The organism is Salisediminibacterium halotolerans (genome assembly GCF_003814815.1).
GTDB classification, from domain to species: Bacteria; Bacillota; Bacilli; order Bacillales; family Salisediminibacteriaceae; genus Salisediminibacterium; species Salisediminibacterium halotolerans.
In genome coordinates, this window is sequence record NZ_RKQQ01000002.1 from 289,940 (window position 1) to 308,820 (window position 18,881).

The following is an 18,881-nucleotide window of genomic DNA, read 5'->3' on the forward strand; positions in this document are numbered from 1 at the left end:
TAAGGACCCTTAGCTCAGTTGGTCAGAGCTGACGGCTCATAACCGTCCGGTCGCAGGTTCGAGTCCTGCAGGGTCCACCACTTTTTATACGGAGGAGTACCCAAGTCCGGCTGAAGGGGACGGTCTCGAAAACCGTTAGGAGCTTTACGGCTCGCGAGGGTTCGAATCCCTCCTCCTCCGCCATAATAACGAAACATTGTCCGCCATTAAACTTAAGGTTTAATGGTTTTTTTGATTGGTATTGCGGGAATTATTGAAGGAAGAAGGAGGCGTTTTTCATGAAAGCAGTGTTTACGGAAGATGCTAAAAATGCGGTGACAACGTTAAGTTCAAGAAAAGATACAGTATTGCTTTTAAAGTATGCAACAGACGGCTGCGGTTGAACGATGAGCGGGGTGATCGAACTTGTCGAAATCCCTGAACCGGATCCGGATGCGGATCTGCAATTAATTGAGGCAGAAAACATTGATAAAAATGTCTATATTGAAACGGACTACAAATGGGTTTTTCGGAAAAACATGAAGGTGGAATTAACCGACAACCCGGTTGTTTTTCGATTGAAATCTGCTGAGGAAACGATGAAACCGCGGATGAAATTTAAAAAACTGGAGATTGATTCAAATCCGTATGTTTATTGATTGAATCTCCAGGGAACATTTGATAATGTAAAAAACGTGCAGGTTAAACCTATTGCTGAAGTGAAAAGTAGCCGTTACTTTTGCTTTTAGAAGTTTTCACCTGTAGCGATAATACGAAGGAGGAGATACGAATGGCTTTCACACTACCAGATTTACCTTATGCACACGATGCATTAACACCGCACATCGACGAAGAAACAATGAAAATTCACCATGGGAAGCACCATAACACGTATGTCACTAAGTTAAACGATGCGATTTCCGGTCACGGCGAGCTCGAATCTAAAAGCATTGACGAACTTGTCCGGGATTTAGATCAAGTACCGGAAAGTATTCGCACAGCTGTCCGAAATAACGGCGGCGGCCACTTAAATCATACAATGTTTTGGCAGCTGATGTCTCCTGCAGGCGGCGGTCAGCCTACCGGCGAACTTGCTGATGCAATCAATTCAGCGTTTGGAAGCTTTGAATCTTTTAAAGAGGAATTTAAAAATGCAGCGTTGGGCCGGTTCGGTTCCGGATGGGCATGGCTCGTTGTAAATAACGGCAAACTTGAAATTACCAGCACGCCAAACCAAGACAATCCAATCACTGAAGGTAAAACACCTATTTTGGGAATTGATGTTTGGGAGCATGCTTATTACTTGAAATATCAAAACCGTCGTCCGGATTATGTCGATGCGTTCTTTAACGTCATCAACTGGGACGAAGTCGCTAAGCGTTATGCCGAAGCGAAATAATGCAGAAATTATTAAAAGCCCGCCAAACGGCGGGTTTTTCGATTGTAGATAAACGATTATTTTTATGTCAGCCATGAATCCACTACCCTCCGCTTGCCCCGGGCAAGGACTCAGCTAGTATTCGGCGGCCGGAGTCCGCTGAATCCGGATCTTCGTCTCTTGCTTTCGAGGCTGCTGAAAAAGTAGAAGATCAATTGGAAGCCTGCATATTTACTCTTCCTTATAAAGCGAGAAGTTTTATGAGACCGGAGCAAAGTCGACGCCTGCGGGAAAAGCAACTGCTGAAGACCCCGCAAGAAGCGGTTTCGCTTCTGAGGAGGCTGAGGCGTTGCCCGCGGCAAGCGAGTTTGCGCAGGGTTCATAATATTCTGTATTCTATGCGGCTCATAAATAAACACCGACTTTATTTATCCAGCACTTTTTCAGCAGTCTCCTTGCTTTCCCGGAGGCGTCGGAGGAGTGGATGCATGGCTTCTTTTTTATGAATACGCTCGCTTCAAAAAAAGAGGATGACCGAGCATCCCGGCTTTTTCCCGCGGGATAGCGAGAAAGACGAGAACCTGCAGGGCATAAGCCTGAAGCGGCTCGGGGCTCGCCCGCAGGACATAAGCCGAACGATGCGTCGTCATCCGGTCTTTAATCAAGTTAAGATATGACGATAATATGACTTTGTCAACACTCTGAAAGCCTGCTAAACGGAGAGCTTATTTAAATTGAATCAGACAATGGATTTTTTGCTTGAGAATACTTTTGATAGATAAATCGGATATGCTATAATACAAATGTAAATAGCTTGCCTGCGGTGTTGGTGAACTTCGATTTAATTCGAACCGAACACCTATTCACAAAGGGAGCTCAAGATAAAGGGGTCGACATCATGCCCGGCTTGTTCCGGGAAGATGAAGATCCTTTTGCGAGCACCCACCTGCCTTATGCGGGTTCGTGAAAAAGTAGAAGGTAACCGCACATGCGGGCTTCAGTTTACAGACACCTTAGTTTTAAGGTGTCTGTTCTAAATTTGAAACGTAAATTGCCCTTGTGCCACAGAAGGAGATAAAAAATTATGGCTGACAAAAAACGCATGAAACCGTATGTGCCTGTAAGACTGAATATCCTTTTTTTCTTTGTATTTTTGCTTTTCTCTGCCTTAATTCTTCGTTTAGGCGTTGTGCAAATTGTGCAGGGAGAAGGCTATCAAGAAGAAATGGACGAAGAAGTACACGTCAGTCAGCCGATCGAGGCTCCGCGCGGATTTGTGTATGACCGCCACGGTCATATCATAGTAGATAATGAACTTCTCTACACGGTGACGTATACGAACCATAATGTCAGTCAAAATCAAATGCTCGAAATCTCAGAACAATTGAATGAATATATAACATTAGACACAGACGATGTCGGAGAAGACCGCTATGAGCGAGAACGACGTGATTTTTGGTCAATCATGAATGAGGATGAATTCGAAGAAAAACTTCCAATGGAAGAAGCAGAAGAGCGCGGTTTAGAGGATAATGAAGTTCATAATGAACGGCTTGAAGCGATCACGGATGAAGAAATCGCCGAATTGACTGAAGAAGACTGGGAAGTTTTCATGATATGGCGCGAACTGAATTCAGGCTATACCGATCTGCCCCATAAAGTGAAACGCGGTATTGATTATGAAGAAGCGGCACAAATTATGGAGAATATTGAAAATCTTCAAGGTGTTGATGTCATTCGCGACTCAACGAGAAAGTACCCGTACGGCGATACGCTCCGGTCCGTGTTTGGGCGCGTCGGTCCGATTCCGAGTGAAGAATTGGATTCTTATGTTGCGCAAGGATATGAGCGTAATGAAGAAATTGGTCAATCATATTTAGAACAAGAATATGAATCCGTCTTGCGCGGCAACCCTGGAGAATTAGAAAATTATATGGATGATGACGGCAACTTTTTGCGCAACCCTGAGCTGGATGAAGGCAGCCGCGGCTATGATTTGATCTCGTCGTTTGATATGGAACTGCAGCAGCTGATTGAGGAGTCCGTAGATGAAATTTTAGATAACCGGAGCGGGAGCTTTATCGATGAAGAAGATGCTTATGTCGTGCTGATGGATCCGAATTCCGGGGATATTTTGTCTATGTATGGAGGCAGCAGTGAATTAGGAACTTTTACTAGCGGATATGAAGCCGGTTCAACGATAAAGGGTGCGACAGTGCTGTTAGGGTTTGATCAAAATGTGTTTGAACCGGGCGAAGGGATCGTCGACCGGCCGATCCAACCGTCAGGGATGGAACGCGAAGTCTCTTCACATACGAACATGGGATATGTCGATGACATCGTTGCGCTCGAACGTTCATCAAACGTGTACATGTCGTACGTCGCGATGCGGATGATCGGATTTAATTTAGAAACGTCGACACAATGGCGAGGGTATGAAGAGGGGCTTGAAACGTTCCGTGACTATTTCAGTCAATTCGGCCTTGGTGTGGAGACGCAGGTGGATCTTCCCGGTGAATTTACCGGTTTTAAGGGTGATATTACAGAACCAGGGAATCTCTTGTTTCATTCCTTCGGTCAGTACGACAACTATACACCGATGCAAATGGCGCAATACGTATCGACGATTGCCAATGACGGCAAAAGAGTAGCGCCGCGAGTCGTTTCGGAAATACGCGAGCCGGATGCTTCCAATCAGCCCGGATCCGTTTCAAGACAGCTGAAGCCGAAGGTGTTAAATGATCTGGAAATTGATGATGAGGTAATGGACCGTGTGCAAGAAGGTTTTCACCGGGTGATTCACGGCGACGATGGAACAGCAAGGGGCTACTTTAATGACCGTGATTATGATCCGGCCGGAAAGACCGGAACAGCACAGGTAAGGGTTGACGGCGAAGACGGAAATAACCAAGCATTTGTCGGTTATGCCCCGTTTGACGAACCTGAAGTTGCCGTTTCTGTCCTCGTACCGGGTGCGAGCAGCGGCGATGAAGATAGCGGAATTGCCAATGAAATTACTCAGGCTGTGTTGGATCATTATTTTGATCTGCAAGAAGACCGTGCAGGTCCTGATGAGGAAGATGATCCGGAGATAGATGATGAAGATTTGGATGAGGATCCGGAAGATGCCTGACGTGAAAATAAAAAAAGAAGCGGGAGGCCTTGATTTAGGCCTCCCGCTTTTTAAGAAGTAATCTGTTCGATTATCTCTTCGCTGTTCATCGTGCTGTTTAAGTGAAACGTACCGGTTTGTATGTGACTTTGCAAATTTTTATCCGACAGCTTTTGATAAAAAGATTCACTGTTTTCAAGAATATTTTTTTCTGCCAGCCGATCGCTGATTTCTTCTGCGCTTTCACCGGATTCAATCTCAAATACGGCGTGATGTACCTGGTCAGTTTCAGATTTGGCTCCTTCAGACTCAGCTCGAACCTCTGATAAGTCTTGTTCGAGTTCTTTTATTTTCTTTTCTTTATTAGCGAGTTTAATTTCTATCTCCTCTTGCTCATACAGCTGACTATTAATCTCTTCGGTTTCTGCTGTTTGTTTCCCGGAGGAAATCAAATCGGGAGCATACCAATAAATTGAGCTCAGTGCGATCGCGCTCAACAGCAATCCGAGCGCAGCGCCGCGAGAAAATTCTTTTGACAATGCTTATCCTCCTGTCACTGTTTTTCGTTTGCTAATAATGCTTCGATATCGTTAACATCCCGGTTCGTTTGCACAGCAATGTCTTCGGGACTGTTCCCGTTTTCAAACATCGCAAGCACGTCGTCTCTTTTTAAATCAGCCGTCGAATGAAATGCATAAGCTTGTTCGTCGAAGTCGAGCATGTATTCTTCCTCTAATTTGCGGAGCTTTTTTTTCATGTAATAGATTTCTTTCATTAGCTGAATGGAAACTTGTTCGACTTGCTCTTCAGCATGGGCTGCTGCCCCTTTTTGAAAGAAAGATACAATAAAAAGTAAAATCGCAAAAGCGAGCAGTGTGATAATAATCCATTCCATCGTGTCATCCTCCTGGTTAGATTGCTTCTTTATCTTATCAAAAAATCGTGTATACTTGTGTCTGCAACAAGATTTTTGCTGAAAAATTTTTTTGTGATTACTGCAAAGATACTTGAAGATTTGTAAATACTCTGCTATCATTTTAAAGTATGAATTTGAAAGCAGATAGTTTGGAGGGAAAAATATGCGTGTACAAATCACATTAGCTTGCACTGAAACTGGCGATCGTAATTACATCTCCACAAAAAATAAACGGACGAATCCAGAACGTTTAGAGCTGAAAAAATTCAGCCCGCGTCTCGGCCGCCACACAACTCACCGCGAAACAAAATAGTTTAGCGCAAGCTGCCCGGAATTCCTTGTCATCAAGGGGTTGCGGGTTTTTATTTATACTTTGGCGGCGGGAGGTATTTATTAACGCTAAAAGCTCGAGTGTCAGTGCAGGACAGATAAATTATCGCTGAAAGTCTGCTTATTTGGTAAACTGTTGAAAAGGAGGATGACAGATGTCAAAAAAACGGTTCCGAGAAAATGTCCGAAATCAGCTGCAGATGAAAGATAAAGAGAGAGTGAAAGAAGAGACGGAAGCTGTGCAAAACCGCTTATTTGCCCATGATGTCTGGCAAAAATCCAGTGTGATTGCGTTGACATATGCTGTAGGTGATGAATTTCCTACAAAACAGATTATCGAGCAAGCTTTTAACGAAGGTAAGCGGATTGCGATGCCCAAGTGCGTGCCTGAGACAAAAGATATGCGTTTTTATGAAATCGAGCAACTCGATCAGCTGGAACCGTCATTTTTTGGGCTGATGGAACCCGATCCGGATCAATGTAAAAAAATAGTCCGCGATCAAATAGACTTGCTCATTGTGCCCGGGCTCGTTTATGACCGCAAAGGTTATCGGATCGGGTTCGGCGGCGGTTATTTTGACCGTTTTCTGGCAGGGTACCGTTCATTTGACACTGTTTCACTTGCATACCGCGAACAGTTAGCAACTGAACGCTTTCCGAATGAACCGCATGACCAAAGGGTCAATTTCGTTATTACGGCAGATGAAGTCATCGAGTGTCAATAATTGAAAATGGAGGAGACGGCTTGAATGGAAGAATTATGGAATCGGTATTCAAGACAAATGTTGTTTAAACCGATCGGAGAACAAGGACAGCAAAAAATTGCTGCTTCAAAAATTCTCATTGTCGGGATGGGAGCTTTAGGCACTGTGGCAGCGAACCATCTTGTCAGATCAGGCGTCGGGCATGTGATGTTTTGTGACCGCGATTTTGTGGAAATGAGTAATTTACAGCGTCAAACACTGTTTGATGAGAATGATGTGAAAAACTTCATGCCGAAAGCAGTCGCAGCCGAAAGTAAACTGAAGGCCGTTAACAGCGACGTTATTGTCGAAGGGGTTGTAACAGATATTACAAGCAAAAACATCGAAACGTATTTGAAAGATGTCGATATGATCATCGACGGAACGGACAATTTTCAAACACGCTATTTAATGAACGACGCTGCTTATAAGCACGGTATACCGTACGTATACGGCGGCGCTGTCAGTTCAAGAGGGATGCATGCCGTCTTTGTCCCGGGGAAAACCCCGTGCTTGCGCTGTTTATTTCCTTCACATGGCGCTACCGGCCAAACGTGTGATACGGTAGGAGTGCTGTCGCCGTTGATTGACATGGTTGCGAGCATGGAGTCATTAGCTGTGTTAAAATATTTATCCGGGAATCAAGAACAGATTGATGATCAGCTGTTAACCTTCGATTTGTGGCGCAATGATCATTTTTCGATGAAATTCGGGGAAGCGGATGAAGCATGCCCGACATGCGGTACACAGCAATACCCGGATTTAACGGGGGGAAGCGCCGATGAGGCAGCCGTTCTTTGCGGACGCGATACAGTGCAACTTTCGCATACAGAAGGTTTTGACCTTAAAAAGCGCCGGGAAAGCTTAGAACCCATTACGGCTCACGTGAAAGAAACGCCTTTTTTAATTCGGGTGCAGCTCCATGAAGGTGAAACGCTTGTCCTTTTTCCGGACGGACGGACGCTGGTACAAGGTACTGAAGATATCGGCCGTGCGAAGACCCTTTACAGCAAATACGTCGGGAATTAACTGCAATTTTAACAAAATCGCCATTTCGTAATCGTTTTCAGCTCTTTTTTCTTGTATAAACACGTGTAAAATAGTAATTAAGCAGACAACATAATAAATAATTTTAATGAGAGAGGTTGATGCATTTATGGCACTAACAAAAACATCACGAGTCGTTATTATCGGTACAGGAGCAGTCGGATCGAGTTATGCGTTTTCGATGATCAACCAAAATATAACGGATGAAATGGTTTTAATCGACTTGCAAAAAGAAAAAACCGAAGGCGATGCAATGGATTTAAATCACGGCTTGCCGTTTGGCAGCCCGACGAAAATTTGGGCGGGCGAATACAGCGACTGCAAGGATGCGGATATTGTTGTCATCACTGCAGGTGCGGCCCAGCAGCCTGGTGAGTCCCGCCTTGACTTAGTCGAAAAAAATACGAAAATATTCCAAGGAATTGTCGGTTCTGTCATGGACAGCGGCTTTGACGGCATCTTTATCGTTGCAACAAACCCGGTGGACGTATTGGCTTATGCTACGTGGAAATTCTCCGGCCTGCCGCAAGAACGTGTCATCGGATCAGGCACGATTCTTGATACAGCAAGATTCCGCTTTTTGCTCGGCGAATATTTTGATATTGACGTCCGCAATATTCACGCATATATTATGGGCGAACACGGCGATACTGAACTTCCGGTTTGGAGCCAAACCCGTATCGGTCTGGAACCGCTCGAGCGCTATATGTCGAAATATAAGCCGGAAGGGAGCAAAGAAGATCTCGATGAAATTTTTGTAAACGTCCGCGACGCTGCCTACCATATTATTGAGCGTAAAGGTGCAACGCATTATGCGATTGCGATGGGCCTGGCCCGTTTAACAAAAGCAATCTTGCGCAATGAAAAGTCGATCATGACCGTTTCCACGCTCATGGAAGGCGAATACGGTTTAGACGATGTGTATATCGGCGTTCCGGCTGTTGTCAGTGAAAAAGGCGTTGAAAAAGTCATTGAAATTGATTTGAATGAACAGGAGATGAAGCAGCTGCAACATTCTTCAGCGACGCTGAAAGAGGTGCTGCAGCCAGTAAAAGATGCGTAACAGCAATTAAGTAAAACCGGCTCATTGCGAGCCGGTTTTATTTTCGTCTAAACAGTTTATTATCTGCTATAATACGGTTACAGTATGTTCGGCAGAAATGTTGGGGGTTGATCAGTTGAATGTTATGACGGAGCGTGTCCGTTTTTGGGAGACCGTTTATCATTTAATCACTAAGGAAGGCATGCGCTTAGTCCAAATCAACGAAGATGAAGATGTTGTTTGGATTGAAGATGACCGCAAAGAGCCATACCAAATTATCAGAATATCGCGAAAAGATTACGATTGGAGCAATCAGCTGCGCGGCGATATCGAACGTGTGAAAAAATCTTCTGAGAATGTTCGTAAACGCCTCAATCTTCGGCAGGCGAATGTAGTCAATCTGATTTTATCCAATCAGTTTCCTGTGGATGATTATCGTCCGCTCCTTTCAGAACCGCTCCCTTTCACAGCTGGCGGCAAAAAGCAATTCCGTACGATTATGCTCGTTACGTCTGAAATTGAACAGCAATTTTTCCCGTTGGCGACGGAATGGAAGTTAAATGAAACACCGAATTATATGCCGAAATGGCAAATTGAACAAGAGGAAGCGGAAGACGAATGGATCCGCTACTTACAAATACAAGTAAAGCAGTCAACGAAAGAACGTCAAAGAAAAGATCAAGAGCTATTTTTATTCGGGAAGCCGACGTTTACAAGTTTATTGATCGGGCTCATCCTCGCTGTTTTCCTTTATATTGAAACGGTTGCCAATACCCAAAGTCCTTTGACGTTAATTGAGTTCGGCGCCAAGTTCGATCCGCTTATTTTGGAAGGCGAATGGTGGCGCTTTTTCAGTGCGATGTTTTTGCATATCGGCTTGCTTCATTTAATGATGAATTCGCTCGCTCTTTTTTATTTAGGCGGTGCGGTCGAACGGATTTTCGGGACGAAAAGGTTTATATTCATTTATTTTTTGGCCGGTTTTATCGGCTCAGTGTCAAGTTTTGTTTTTAATGACAATATCTCTGCAGGAGCCAGCGGAGCGATTTTCGGCTGTTTCGGTGCCTTGCTGTACTTTGGTTTGGTACATAAACGGTTATTTTTTCGCACGATCGGCATGAGTTTGATCGTTATTTTGGCGATTAATCTCGTATTTGGATTTGTTGTACCGATGGTGGATAACGGTGCGCACATCGGCGGTTTGGTCGGCGGGTTCGCCGGAGCCGTCATAACAGGGTTGCCGAAGCACAAAGAGAAATTTTTTCGAAAAACCGGGCTGTTCGTTACGGCTGTTGCTGCCGCAGCGTTATTATGGATCGGTTATGATCAGGATATAGATCCTAATCAACTGAGTTCGATTTATTTGCAGGTCGGGTCAGAATGGATTGAACGGGAAGAACCGGAAAAGGCTTCTTCTTACTTCAACGATGTAGCGGCTATGGAAGAAGAAATTTCCCCAGAGCTTTATGTAAATGCACTTTTTATGCAGGCGTACGCTGATGTGCAAATGGAACGATACAGTGAAGCGGAACGTCTTTTTCGCGAGGTAATAGAGTTGAACCCGGAGTTTCATGAGGCGTATTATAATTTAGCGCTCGTTTTGCATGAACAGGGCGATTCTGATGAAGCGTCAGTATATATCGATCGAGCTGTCGAATTGGCGCCGGAAAATACGAATTATCAAGAGTTACAAGAAGAAATACAATAAAAAACGGCCTGATACGACCGTTTTTAGAGTGTTGACAAAGTCATGACATCGTTAGATGTCATGTTAAAAAGAACGGATGACGACGCATCGTCCGGCTTCTTTCACCTGAAGGTATCACTGCGACATCGGCTCAAAAAGACTTCTCCGTGTCTTACTAGTCCGCGGGCGAGCGCCGAGCCGCTTCGGGCTGATGCCCTGCAGGGTCTCGTCTGTCTCGCTATCCCGCAGGAGAAAGCCGGGATGCTGGGTCATCCTCTTTTTGAAGCGAGTGTATTCATAAAAAAGAAGCCATGCATCCACTCCTCCGACGCCTCCGGGAAAGCAAGAGACGAAGATCCGGATTCGGCGGTCTCGGGCCGCCGAATACTAGCTGAGTCCTTGCCCGGGGCAAGCGGAGGGTAGTGGATTCATGGCTGACATCAAAATATAGTTTAGCTACAGTCTAAAAAACGGCCTGATACGGCATTTTTATTGACCTGAAAGGTCGTCGTGATATAAATCATCTTTGATAAACGCTGGGCCTTGTTGGTGGACAGCTTCGCCCGCGGCGATAACCAGGCCTAAAGGGGAATCTTTGCTGTCGTTAATCACCGTAAAAGGGATGTGGTGTTTGTTTGCGAGTAAAATGTAATCATGGTAGTACGTGTAATTCATTTCTCCGTTTACGTAAAGACGGATGTTATTTTCGTTTTTCAGCGCACGGGCTATCTCATCATAAACACCGTTTTTTCGCACTTGCGAACGGGTCAGTGCGATCAGAACACGCTCAGCAAAATTGCTGAGAAACAGAGCTTTTTCTTGCGGCTTCAGCTCAGGTGTTCCGTACATTCCTTGGTGCAGTAATTGCTCGAGTTTATTGTTTTCCGTCAATGGTGGTCCCTCTCTTCTATAATGATTGTATGTTGATTATATCAATCTCAACTGAAATAACCAAGAGGACTTGATCCGTGATATTTTGTTTTTCCTTACCATGAATTAGCTGATATACTGAAAAGGGAAAATCAAGGCAGAGGGAGGTCGGACTGATTCAATATTCAGAGTTGCTCGAAGCGTTAAAACCTTATCATGTATTTGTTTACACAGGTTCAGCCGCAGGCGATCTCGATCTTATCCACGAAGAGATAAATGAGCTGTACCGTCTTGGGTTAATTTCTAAAGAGTTTTATTCGGAAGCAAAAATGACAATGCAAAAACGACGCCAAGAACAAAATATCAACTATAAATAACTGTAATAAAGGATGAGCAGAATGAATAAGTGGTTTTTAGGGATTGATGTTGGAGGTACTACGGTCAAAATGGCCTTTCTTGATGAAGAAGCCGTGATCCATGAAAAGTGGGAAATCAAAACGGACTTAACGGACGGCGGAAGTCAAATCGTCGCAGATATCAGTAACAGCGTCGCAAAAAAAATGCAAACGTTAAATATTTCTGCGGATCGATTGATTGCGGCGGGAATCGGTGCACCCGGTTACATTGATGTGAAAAACGGCATCATCGTGGAAGCTGTTAATGTCGGATGGCGCGATTACCCGGTGTCAGCGGAACTTTCTAATCAACTGGGGATTCCTGTCTACGCTGATAATGATGCCAATTTGGCGGCTGCGGGCGAAAAATGGAAAGGAGCAGGAGACGGAGCGGAAGAATTGCTTGCGGTAACTTTAGGGACAGGTGTAGGCGGCGGCATAATTGCAGAAAATCAGATTGTGCACGGATTTGCCGGTCTCGCTGGAGAAATCGGTCATATTACCTCGGTGAAAGAAGGGGGAGCCCGCTGTAATTGCGGCAAAACCGGCTGCCTCGAAACGGTCTCTTCGGCAACCGGGATTGTGCGCCTTGCAGAAGAAGCGTTAGCGCAGGATACTGTTTCGGAGCTGCAAGCACTTAAAAAAGAAAGCGAGCAAGTGAGCGCTAAAGATGTTTTTGATGCGGCACTTAACGAAGATAAATTGGCTGTTTCCGTGATTGAAACAGCAATGGATCACCTCGGATTGGCCCTGGCGAATTTAGCTAATTCACTGAATCCCGAAAGGATCGTCATTGGCGGAGGGGTAAGCAAAGCAGGCGAGGTGCTGCTCGATTATATTCGCCCTTCGTTTGACCGTTATACAATTCCGAAAATCAGCCGTGAAACATCACTTCACATTGCAACGCTCGGCAACGATGCAGGAGTTATCGGCGCGGCATGGCTTGCGAAACAAAACGGCTTGGAAGAGGCCGGCAATCGATAAGGAGGAAGGCAGTTGCAAGGAAATAAAATTGTATTGTTTTTACCCGTTGCTGTTATGGCGGGATTATTTATTGCCGGCTATTTCGCGCTCAGCGGAAACGAAACGTATTCGCATGAAGAATTGGCAGAAACGGCGGAACTCGATTATTATTGGACGGATCGCGAGGAAGGTTCGCCAAACGGATATGAACTGACGGTCTCTTGGCGTTGGGGCGAGTATCCGGAAGACGGTATTGCAGGCGATGACTTTATTGAGCTGCAGACGGAAGACCAAGAAGCCGCTGAAAAACTACAAAAAACTTTGGAGGACGGCAGTGTTCAACTGACATCGGGGGATGAGGTGACCTTTGCATCTGATGAGGTGGAGGCAACAGCTGAGGGAGTGTTGCTCCGTTTTCCGAATGAAATGCAGCAAGAACTGGTGCTCGGCGCGCAAGGGGAAGCAGAGTTCCGTTTTGCCGAAGAGGACCTGCCTGATTTTGCTGTCCGTTATATCCATACATGGCAAGACGGATCCGTTGATTTATCGTCAACAACCACACTTGAACAAGCGCTGGAAGACAGTGCGATCACGCAATGGTGGTCAAAAGCTGTTTCCGTAACAGAATTTTAAGGAAAGGAAGGCTGTTTATGGCGATTGCTGATATAACCGTGATCCCGTTAGGAAAGGAAACAACAGGCGTTTCGGACGTCGTTGCAGAAATTCATTCTTTACTTGAACATACAGCCGAGCCGGTGTCCGTTCAATTAACACCGATGAGCACGCTGATTGAAGGGGACGCAGCTGTTTTATACAGTTTACTGGCTGAGATTCATGAGGTCCCTTTTAAACTCGGTTTTAAACGAACAGCTGTTAATATTCGCATAGATGACCGCAGGGATAAAGATTCAAATATGGCAGGCAAACTTGCTTCTGTGAATACCCGTTTAAAAGACAAAGACGGAGACCAATAAAATAAAACGGACGCAAGCTTAAGCTGCGTCCGTTACCTTTTTATAATTAAACTGTTCCGCCTCCGCCGTACATGATAAATGCGACGATCGTTCTCACTGAGAACCACCCGAAAACAGCAACCGTTATGCCCGCAAACCCAACAGCAAAGAAATTTTTCTTTTTAAATTCACGTACTGCTCCAATAAAAGCAAGTATTGTAATCAATAAAAAGATAACACCTAAAGCCATAAGCTGTACCCCCTTTAATGATGATCGTTTTATCCCGGCAAACGCCATGTTATGCAATGATTTCACGTTTATTTTACTTTCTTTTTGCTTGTTTGTCGATAGTTCAGCATAAGATTACAACGTTTCCTCTGTGTTAATATAAGTTAGCCGAATATTTTTTAAAAAGTACTGACTGCTGAAAGGAGAATGAAAGATGAATTGGACACGATTGCCCCTTGGTCCGTTACAGACAAACGGTTATTTGCTTGATGATGGTGAAAATGCTGTCATGATTGACCCAGGCGGTGATGTTGACCGCATTAATGAAGCATTGAATAAAAAAGATCTAAAGCTGAAAGAGATTTGGCTGACACATGCTCATTTTGATCATATTGGAGCCTTAGAAGAACTCAGAAATGACTGGAACGCCGAGGTTTACATTCATGCAGAAGAAGCACAGTGGCTTGAAAAGCCGGAATTGAACGGGTCGGGACTGTTTCCCGGCATTGAACCGGTGTCTGCCCGGCCTGCGGAGTGTACCTTCCCTGATGAAGGGACATTTACGTCAGCTGGGTTTAAATGCGAATTGTTTTATACCCCCGGTCATTCACCGGGAAGTGTATCGTTTTATTTTCCGGAGGAGAACGTAGTTTTTTCCGGCGATGTATTGTTTCGCGGCGGCATCGGCCGCACCGATCTGCCGGGAGGAGACTATGCAGCTTTAATGGCATCGATTGAGGCGAAAATGCTTGCTCTTCCGGATGAAACCGAAGTAGCAAACGGACATGGTCCCACGACGACAATCAAAGATGAAAAAGAAACCAATCCGTTTATTAACAGTTTCGGATGGTAAAAGCAGGTTAAAAATTAACAAAAAAAGGGCCTTCTATGGGGGAACATAGAAGGCCGTTTGGGGAGTTAATCAAGTATCAATGAACTTTGAGGGGAGGGGGAACTCCCGAAGATCATTGTCTCACTGACAATTCACATTATAATGTGAAGAAAACAATATGTCAACAGTGTTAACTTTATTTATTAAAGGAGTAATCAATATGTGCAGTGTCGCGGAACAATTGCGTAAAAGAGGAAACGGACCTTGGGATATGGCGACGTTTATCGAAACCGCTCTTTACGATTTGTCAGCAGGCTATTACCAATCTGAGAAGATCAAGCTTGGAAAAGACGGCGATTTTTATACGAGCAATCATGTTCACCCCGTCTTCGGGCAAACTTTTGCCCGCTTTTTTGCTGATGTGATCAGCTCTGAACAGCTTTCGCCGGTAATTACTGAACTCGGGGCAGGAGAGGGAAGGTTCAGTTTATCTGTATTGGATTATTTCGCTGAATTTCATCCGGAAATATATGAGAGTTGTTATATGATCCTGATTGAGCAGAGCGGCGATCATCGGCAGCGCATCGAAGCAGCCCTTGCCGGACATAAGGGTAAATTTGATATATATCAGAGTATAAGTGAAGCGGTCAAGGCTAACCCCGAATTAGAAGGGATCATTTTTTCCAATGAATTTTTTGATGCCCTCCCGGTTCACCAAGTCGAGCGCCATGCTGAAAAATGGTATGAAGTATTTGTTGAAGATCAAAATGATAAGTTGGCTGAACGAGTTTTTAAGTGTGAAAATGATCGGCTTTTGCAATGGCTCGCTCAGTTTGGTCCGGACATTCCTGATGGTTTTCGCACAGAAGCAAGCCCATTAATGGAAGCTCGTTTAAAACAGCTTGCTTCATGGCTGAAGCGCGGTATACTCGTGACAGCAGATTACGGTTACCGTGATGAAGAATTGAAAAGACCGGAACGTAAAGAAGGTTCGTTAAGAGGGTACAGAAACCATGAACTTGTTCATAATCCGCTGGAGTCTCCGGGAGAAATGGATTTAACGCATCACATTCATTGGGACGCGTATGATAAAGCAGCTGAACTGAACGGTTTAGAGACGATTATTCATGAGCGGCAAGACCAATTTTTACTGAAAGCAGGCCTTTTTTCCTTTCTGCAAACGCCTGATACGATCGACCCTTTCTCGGATGTGTTTAAATTAAACCGGGCGATTCAAAGTTTTGTTCAACCCGGGGGCATCAGCTCCGCCTTTCAAGTGGATGTTAAAGGGAAAAACTTAGCAAATACGGTTCATTACCGTTATTTTAATGAGGATCCTTACCGGATCAAGTAACGTAAAAACCCGAGACCGGCTGCCGGTCTCGGGTTTTGCATTACTGCTGTTTTAGTGTCCGCCGATTTCCGGGACCATCATAAAGGTGGTATACCAGGTAAATCCGACGAAAAACAATGTTAAATACGCGCCAAAAATGTAGACATACATTCGTTCGGAAAGTTTTAAATAACTGACGGCGATAAAAATCGCTGTTTGCAAGAAGAAGAGCAACGCAGCTCCGTTCATGTCTCCGACTAAGAATAAAACGGCAAAAATTCCTGTCCAGAAAGCGAGTACGCGGTACATTCGTTCCATTTCATTCAACCTCCTTAACCGACCCGGTCAGCCCATTTCAGTGACAAATTTGTGAAGAATTAAGTTCACTTTATTATAAAACGAACCGGCTTCTTTGTAAATGTTTTCGGGCAGAAAGCTTTTAGGAGGATACAATCGCTGTCGTATATGTGCATGCAAGTTCATTTTGTTTCATCATGTTCGCCTCTTCTTTCAGTTCTAAGTCTGGAAAGAAGTATTGAAAAATTCCGTTCATTAATGAATGGTGCATCGCGCATACGCCGCGATTATCTTTAGCAACTTCTTTAAACGTGCAATTGTATATCCGGAATGTAATTTCTTCCTTTTGTTCATCATAGTGCAGTTCAGGATTTAATCCTTGGTTGATCGCAATTTGTTCGATAAACTTCGTTTTTTCTGCCGGAGCCATCGCTTCAGGGTTTTGATTGAAAGATGATACAAATTCATGTGCTGCTTCATAACCGAACTTCAATCCTGTTTTTCGTAAGGCTTCGATTCCTTCGTAACCTAATGAAGCAAGCGAATCAATCGCTATCTCTGCCAAGCGCTGATAATCACGGAAAGGAAATTGAATGCTGATAACCTCATCGGAAAGACGGTAGAAGCGGCTTGGACGTCCGCCTTTACCGGTTTTTTTCGTATCGGAGACGAGCATGTTAACCTCTTCGAGTTTGGATAAGTGCAAGCGTGCGACATTGGCGTGAATTTTAAACGTGTCGGCAATCTCTTGGACCGTAACATCACGTTTTTGCTTGCCGATGTATTGATATATAGAATAACGTGTCGGATCCGATAAAACGCCTGTGATCTTTAACGTGTGCTGTTCCATATCATACGTCACTCCCGTTATTAGTATACTTTCAGTATAGTACAGGGGGAATCATAAATAAATGGCTTTACAATCTAAACATGTGACTAATGTGTTAAATGTCATAATTCGTTAACATTTTTGCGGATATTTTCAGCTTTTATCAAAATGATGTTTAAGCTCGATTTAATTAAGGTAATGAATATAGTACTAGAAATACTTTACATACTAAAATAAGGAGGCACTACACATGAGTAAAATGGACACTAAAGATTTTGTTATCGGCGCAGTAGTAGGCAGTTTAATCGGAGCAGCCACAGCGGTGCTTTTTGCCCCTAAATCAGGAAAAGAAATCCGTACGGATATTAATGAGCGGGCAACCGATGTAAAAGAAAAGGGAACGGAATATACGCAAGCTGCTAAAGAAAAGACAGAAGAATGGTCGCAAGTAGCGAAAGAAAAAACGGACGATTTAACGCATCAAGCTAAATATCAATGGGAGCGCGTAGCTGATAAAGCAACAGGCGTATCAGAAAAAGCGTCCAAAATGGGCGAAGAGCTTGCCGAAGACGTCCGTGAAATCATGGAAACGGAAAAAGATGAAGGGAAAAAATTGGCGAAACAAGTTGTCAATGAAATAGAAGAAACGAAAGAACGCTTAAAAGAAGATGTGGAAAGTTATAAAGAAAATAAAGATGAGAACTAAAAAAACGGCAGCGAAAGCTGCCGTTTTTTTATTGCTGGGGAAATAACGCCTATAGAGCTGTTTGCCCATTGCAAATTTTTTTTGCTGAAAAGAAGGAGTTTTAAAAAAAACGCCGAATATAATTAGCGTAAGACTAAATATCGATACAGGTGGTGGTTTATGTCTATGGACGTTGAACAGCGTGCGAAACTGATTATCGGCCGGGCAGTGAAGATGCAAGCATCTGATGTTCATTTTATTCCGAAAGAAAAAAGGGGAATACTCCGGTACCGGATGGATGGACAGCTCTACGACTCGGAAGATATTCCAGAAGCTATGATCTTGAAAATGATTGCCCATTTTAAATTTATTTCCGGTATGGATCCGGGTGAACGAAGACGTCCGCAAAGTTCAGGTCTTATGATGAGCTTGAATGGCCGCGAGATTGACCTGCGCCTTTCGACTTTTCCCGTCTCTTCGAACGAAACACTCGTTATCCGCGTTTTTCCCCAAGCTCAGACACACCGAATTTCCCAACTTGCATTATTTCCTGAACAAGCACAAGCATTACAGCACCTCATAAAACAACCCCAAGGATTACTTCTCTTTTGCGGCCCCACAGGCACTGGCAAAACGACCTCACTATACTCCTTGCTTCATGAACGTTACGCTCTCGAACCAGCGAATATTATCACATTGGAAGATCCGGTGGAGCAAAAACAAAGCCGGTTTTTACAAATGGAGATTAATGAAAAAGCCGGAGTGACATATGCTTCCGGGTTAAGAAGTCTTTTGCGTCACGACCCGGATATTATCATGATCGGTGAAATCAGAGACCAAGAAACTGCGGAAATCGCTGTGCGCGCAGCGCTGACCGGACATGTTGTCTTTAGCACCTTGCACAGTAAAACGGCTTCCGGCGCGATTAAAAGAATGAATGATTTAGGTGTTCCTTACAGGGATTTACAAGAAGTTTTAAACGGTGTAGTTGCTCAGGAACTCGTTTCCTTAATTTGTCCGTATTGCGGCGAAGATTGTTCGCTTTATTGCCGAATGAAACGACAATCGCGGCGAAGAGCCGTTTATGAAATTTTAACCGCCTCTGATTTGCAGCAAGCTATCGAGCAGATCAAGGAACAAACGGCTTATCCTGAAAAGAGAAATCATGCTTTACAAGGACAAATTAATAAAGGATATGCGCTCGGATATATCGAAAAATCGGTTTACCGCTTCAGCGCTAAAGGGGGCCGGGTATATTGAC

The 18,881-nt window shown here is 44.2% G+C and carries 24 protein-coding genes, 2 tRNA genes and 1 other RNA gene; 20 read left to right on the top strand and 7 right to left on the bottom strand.

The annotated features are described in order from the left end of the window. Window positions 1–3: 3 nt before the first annotated feature. From EDD67_RS04330 to EDD67_RS04345, 4 genes are all read left to right on the top strand, one after another. Window positions 4–80: transfer RNA gene (locus EDD67_RS04330), tRNA-Ile, on the top strand. 10 nt (window positions 81–90) lie between these two features. Next, window positions 91–183: transfer RNA gene (locus tag EDD67_RS04335), tRNA-Ser, on the top strand. Window positions 184–386: 203 nt separating this feature from the next. Then, on the top strand, window positions 387–638 hold the full coding sequence (locus tag EDD67_RS04340) for a hypothetical protein (RefSeq protein ID WP_093072392.1): 252 nt from the start codon (window positions 387–389) through the stop codon (window positions 636–638). A 131-nt stretch (window positions 639–769) separates the two neighbouring features. Further along, window positions 770–1,378: a superoxide dismutase gene (locus tag EDD67_RS04345; RefSeq protein ID WP_093072393.1), complete on the top strand. Its 609-nt coding sequence runs from the start codon at window positions 770–772 to the stop codon at window positions 1,376–1,378. 479 nt (window positions 1,379–1,857) lie between these two features. Here EDD67_RS04345 and EDD67_RS13815 read toward each other — a convergent pair whose 3' ends face one another. Then, window positions 1,858–2,007 (bottom strand): hypothetical protein, encoded by a 150-nt coding sequence (locus tag EDD67_RS13815; protein WP_154718740.1) that lies wholly within the window; start codon window positions 2,005–2,007, stop codon window positions 1,858–1,860. 162 nt (window positions 2,008–2,169) lie between these two features. Between EDD67_RS13815 and ssrS the strand changes: the two genes are divergently transcribed. Beyond that, a non-coding RNA gene (gene ssrS, locus EDD67_RS04350) (6S RNA) lies at window positions 2,170–2,358 on the top strand. 83 nt (window positions 2,359–2,441) lie between these two features. Next, entirely contained in the window at window positions 2,442–4,490 is a 2,049-nt protein-coding gene (locus EDD67_RS04355; RefSeq protein WP_121438956.1) for a penicillin-binding transpeptidase domain-containing protein, read from the top strand. A gap of 50 nt (window positions 4,491–4,540) precedes the next feature. Here EDD67_RS04355 and EDD67_RS04360 read toward each other — a convergent pair whose 3' ends face one another. Further along, window positions 4,541–5,008 carry an endolytic transglycosylase MltG gene (locus tag EDD67_RS04360; protein WP_121438955.1) on the bottom strand — a complete coding sequence of 156 codons (468 nt, stop codon included), beginning with the start codon at window positions 5,006–5,008 and terminating at the stop codon, window positions 4,541–4,543. Window positions 5,009–5,022: 14 nt separating this feature from the next. After that, window positions 5,023–5,364, bottom strand: coding sequence for a hypothetical protein (locus EDD67_RS04365; protein ID WP_093072397.1), 342 nt, complete (start codon window positions 5,362–5,364; stop codon window positions 5,023–5,025). A 184-nt stretch (window positions 5,365–5,548) separates the two neighbouring features. Here EDD67_RS04365 and rpmG point away from each other — a divergent pair, with 184 nt between their 5' ends. The 6 genes from rpmG to EDD67_RS04395 all read left to right on the top strand — a co-directional run bounded on the left by rpmG (window position 5,549) and on the right by EDD67_RS04395 (window position 10,657). Next, complete coding sequence (gene rpmG, locus EDD67_RS04370; protein ID WP_093072398.1) at window positions 5,549–5,698, top strand: 50S ribosomal protein L33; 150 nt, start codon at window positions 5,549–5,551, stop codon at window positions 5,696–5,698. Between the two features lie 172 nt (window positions 5,699–5,870). After that, entirely contained in the window at window positions 5,871–6,440 is a 570-nt protein-coding gene (locus EDD67_RS04375) for a 5-formyltetrahydrofolate cyclo-ligase (RefSeq protein ID WP_121438954.1), read from the top strand. 24 nt (window positions 6,441–6,464) lie between these two features. Next, window positions 6,465–7,487: a ThiF family adenylyltransferase gene (locus EDD67_RS04380; RefSeq protein ID WP_093072400.1), complete on the top strand. Its 1,023-nt coding sequence runs from the start codon at window positions 6,465–6,467 to the stop codon at window positions 7,485–7,487. A gap of 127 nt (window positions 7,488–7,614) precedes the next feature. Then, complete coding sequence (locus tag EDD67_RS04385) at window positions 7,615–8,568, top strand: L-lactate dehydrogenase (protein WP_093072401.1); 954 nt, start codon at window positions 7,615–7,617, stop codon at window positions 8,566–8,568. Between the two features lie 124 nt (window positions 8,569–8,692). Continuing rightward, on the top strand, window positions 8,693–10,255 hold the full coding sequence (locus tag EDD67_RS04390) for a rhomboid family intramembrane serine protease (RefSeq protein WP_242005938.1): 1,563 nt from the start codon (window positions 8,693–8,695) through the stop codon (window positions 10,253–10,255). Window positions 10,256–10,297: 42 nt separating this feature from the next. After that, window positions 10,298–10,657: a hypothetical protein gene (locus tag EDD67_RS04395; RefSeq protein WP_123875801.1), complete on the top strand. Its 360-nt coding sequence runs from the start codon at window positions 10,298–10,300 to the stop codon at window positions 10,655–10,657. Between the two features lie 66 nt (window positions 10,658–10,723). Here EDD67_RS04395 and EDD67_RS04400 read toward each other — a convergent pair whose 3' ends face one another. Then, window positions 10,724–11,125, bottom strand: coding sequence for a YueI family protein (locus EDD67_RS04400; RefSeq protein WP_093072403.1), 402 nt, complete (start codon window positions 11,123–11,125; stop codon window positions 10,724–10,726). 170 nt (window positions 11,126–11,295) lie between these two features. Between EDD67_RS04400 and EDD67_RS04405 the strand changes: the two genes are divergently transcribed. The 4 genes from EDD67_RS04405 to EDD67_RS04420 are packed head-to-tail and all read left to right on the top strand — an operon-like array spanning window position 11,296 to window position 13,436. Next, complete coding sequence (locus tag EDD67_RS04405) at window positions 11,296–11,481, top strand: YqgQ family protein (protein ID WP_242005923.1); 186 nt, start codon at window positions 11,296–11,298, stop codon at window positions 11,479–11,481. Between the two features lie 21 nt (window positions 11,482–11,502). Continuing rightward, window positions 11,503–12,483 (top strand): ROK family glucokinase, encoded by a 981-nt coding sequence (locus tag EDD67_RS04410; protein WP_121438950.1) that lies wholly within the window; start codon window positions 11,503–11,505, stop codon window positions 12,481–12,483. 12 nt (window positions 12,484–12,495) lie between these two features. Then, window positions 12,496–13,095, top strand: coding sequence for a hypothetical protein (locus EDD67_RS04415; protein WP_121438949.1), 600 nt, complete (start codon window positions 12,496–12,498; stop codon window positions 13,093–13,095). Between the two features lie 17 nt (window positions 13,096–13,112). After that, complete coding sequence (locus tag EDD67_RS04420) at window positions 13,113–13,436, top strand: MTH1187 family thiamine-binding protein (protein WP_121438948.1); 324 nt, start codon at window positions 13,113–13,115, stop codon at window positions 13,434–13,436. A gap of 46 nt (window positions 13,437–13,482) precedes the next feature. Here the strand turns inward: EDD67_RS04420 and EDD67_RS04425 are convergent, their stop codons facing one another. Beyond that, window positions 13,483–13,665, bottom strand: coding sequence for a DUF2759 domain-containing protein (locus EDD67_RS04425; RefSeq protein ID WP_093072408.1), 183 nt, complete (start codon window positions 13,663–13,665; stop codon window positions 13,483–13,485). Window positions 13,666–13,858: 193 nt separating this feature from the next. On the opposite strand from EDD67_RS04425, the gene EDD67_RS04430 reads away from it, so the two are divergent. Together EDD67_RS04430 and EDD67_RS04435 are read left to right on the top strand one after the other, a co-directional pair. Next, a complete protein-coding gene (locus EDD67_RS04430) occupies window positions 13,859–14,497 on the top strand; it encodes an MBL fold metallo-hydrolase (RefSeq protein ID WP_121438947.1) in 639 nt (212 codons plus the stop codon). Between the two features lie 199 nt (window positions 14,498–14,696). Further along, window positions 14,697–15,830, top strand: coding sequence for an SAM-dependent methyltransferase (locus EDD67_RS04435; protein WP_162843781.1), 1,134 nt, complete (start codon window positions 14,697–14,699; stop codon window positions 15,828–15,830). 51 nt (window positions 15,831–15,881) lie between these two features. On the opposite strand, the gene EDD67_RS04440 is transcribed toward EDD67_RS04435, so the two are convergent. Continuing rightward, complete coding sequence (locus tag EDD67_RS04440) at window positions 15,882–16,127, bottom strand: DUF2626 domain-containing protein (protein ID WP_093072411.1); 246 nt, start codon at window positions 16,125–16,127, stop codon at window positions 15,882–15,884. A 121-nt stretch (window positions 16,128–16,248) separates the two neighbouring features. Beyond that, the gene (locus EDD67_RS04445) at window positions 16,249–16,956 is read right to left on the bottom strand and encodes a helix-turn-helix transcriptional regulator (RefSeq protein ID WP_121438945.1); all 708 of its coding nucleotides are present in this window, start codon (window positions 16,954–16,956) and stop codon (window positions 16,249–16,251) included. 229 nt (window positions 16,957–17,185) lie between these two features. On the opposite strand from EDD67_RS04445, the gene EDD67_RS04450 reads away from it, so the two are divergent. Further along, a complete protein-coding gene (locus EDD67_RS04450; protein ID WP_121438944.1) occupies window positions 17,186–17,641 on the top strand; it encodes a YtxH domain-containing protein in 456 nt (151 codons plus the stop codon). 159 nt (window positions 17,642–17,800) lie between these two features. Beyond that, window positions 17,801–18,880 (top strand): competence type IV pilus ATPase ComGA, encoded by a 1,080-nt coding sequence (comGA, locus tag EDD67_RS04455; RefSeq protein WP_242005922.1) that lies wholly within the window; start codon window positions 17,801–17,803, stop codon window positions 18,878–18,880. Window position 18,881: the final 1 nt, after the last annotated feature.

Coding starts and splice junctions, on each gene's coding strand:
- EDD67_RS04340 (WP_093072392.1), top strand. CDS start 387: ATGAGCGGGGTGATCGAACTTGTCGAAATCCCTGAACCGGATCCGGAT.
- EDD67_RS04345 (WP_093072393.1), top strand. CDS start 770: ATGGCTTTCACACTACCAGATTTACCTTATGCACACGATGCATTAACA.
- EDD67_RS13815 (WP_154718740.1), bottom strand. CDS start 2,007: ATGACGACGCATCGTTCGGCTTATGTCCTGCGGGCGAGCCCCGAGCCG.
- EDD67_RS04355 (WP_121438956.1), top strand. CDS start 2,442: ATGGCTGACAAAAAACGCATGAAACCGTATGTGCCTGTAAGACTGAAT.
- EDD67_RS04365 (WP_093072397.1), bottom strand. CDS start 5,364: ATGGAATGGATTATTATCACACTGCTCGCTTTTGCGATTTTACTTTTT.
- rpmG (WP_093072398.1), top strand. CDS start 5,549: ATGCGTGTACAAATCACATTAGCTTGCACTGAAACTGGCGATCGTAAT.
- EDD67_RS04375 (WP_121438954.1), top strand. CDS start 5,871: ATGTCAAAAAAACGGTTCCGAGAAAATGTCCGAAATCAGCTGCAGATG.
- EDD67_RS04380 (WP_093072400.1), top strand. CDS start 6,465: ATGGAAGAATTATGGAATCGGTATTCAAGACAAATGTTGTTTAAACCG.
- EDD67_RS04385 (WP_093072401.1), top strand. CDS start 7,615: ATGGCACTAACAAAAACATCACGAGTCGTTATTATCGGTACAGGAGCA.
- EDD67_RS04390 (WP_242005938.1), top strand. CDS start 8,693: ATGACGGAGCGTGTCCGTTTTTGGGAGACCGTTTATCATTTAATCACT.
- EDD67_RS04395 (WP_123875801.1), top strand. CDS start 10,298: ATGACATCGTTAGATGTCATGTTAAAAAGAACGGATGACGACGCATCG.
- EDD67_RS04410 (WP_121438950.1), top strand. CDS start 11,503: ATGAATAAGTGGTTTTTAGGGATTGATGTTGGAGGTACTACGGTCAAA.
- EDD67_RS04420 (WP_121438948.1), top strand. CDS start 13,113: ATGGCGATTGCTGATATAACCGTGATCCCGTTAGGAAAGGAAACAACA.
- EDD67_RS04425 (WP_093072408.1), bottom strand. CDS start 13,665: ATGGCTTTAGGTGTTATCTTTTTATTGATTACAATACTTGCTTTTATT.
- EDD67_RS04430 (WP_121438947.1), top strand. CDS start 13,859: ATGAATTGGACACGATTGCCCCTTGGTCCGTTACAGACAAACGGTTAT.
- EDD67_RS04435 (WP_162843781.1), top strand. CDS start 14,697: ATGTGCAGTGTCGCGGAACAATTGCGTAAAAGAGGAAACGGACCTTGG.
- EDD67_RS04440 (WP_093072411.1), bottom strand. CDS start 16,127: ATGGAACGAATGTACCGCGTACTCGCTTTCTGGACAGGAATTTTTGCC.
- EDD67_RS04445 (WP_121438945.1), bottom strand. CDS start 16,956: ATGGAACAGCACACGTTAAAGATCACAGGCGTTTTATCGGATCCGACA.
- EDD67_RS04450 (WP_121438944.1), top strand. CDS start 17,186: ATGAGTAAAATGGACACTAAAGATTTTGTTATCGGCGCAGTAGTAGGC.
- comGA (WP_242005922.1), top strand. CDS start 17,801: ATGTCTATGGACGTTGAACAGCGTGCGAAACTGATTATCGGCCGGGCA.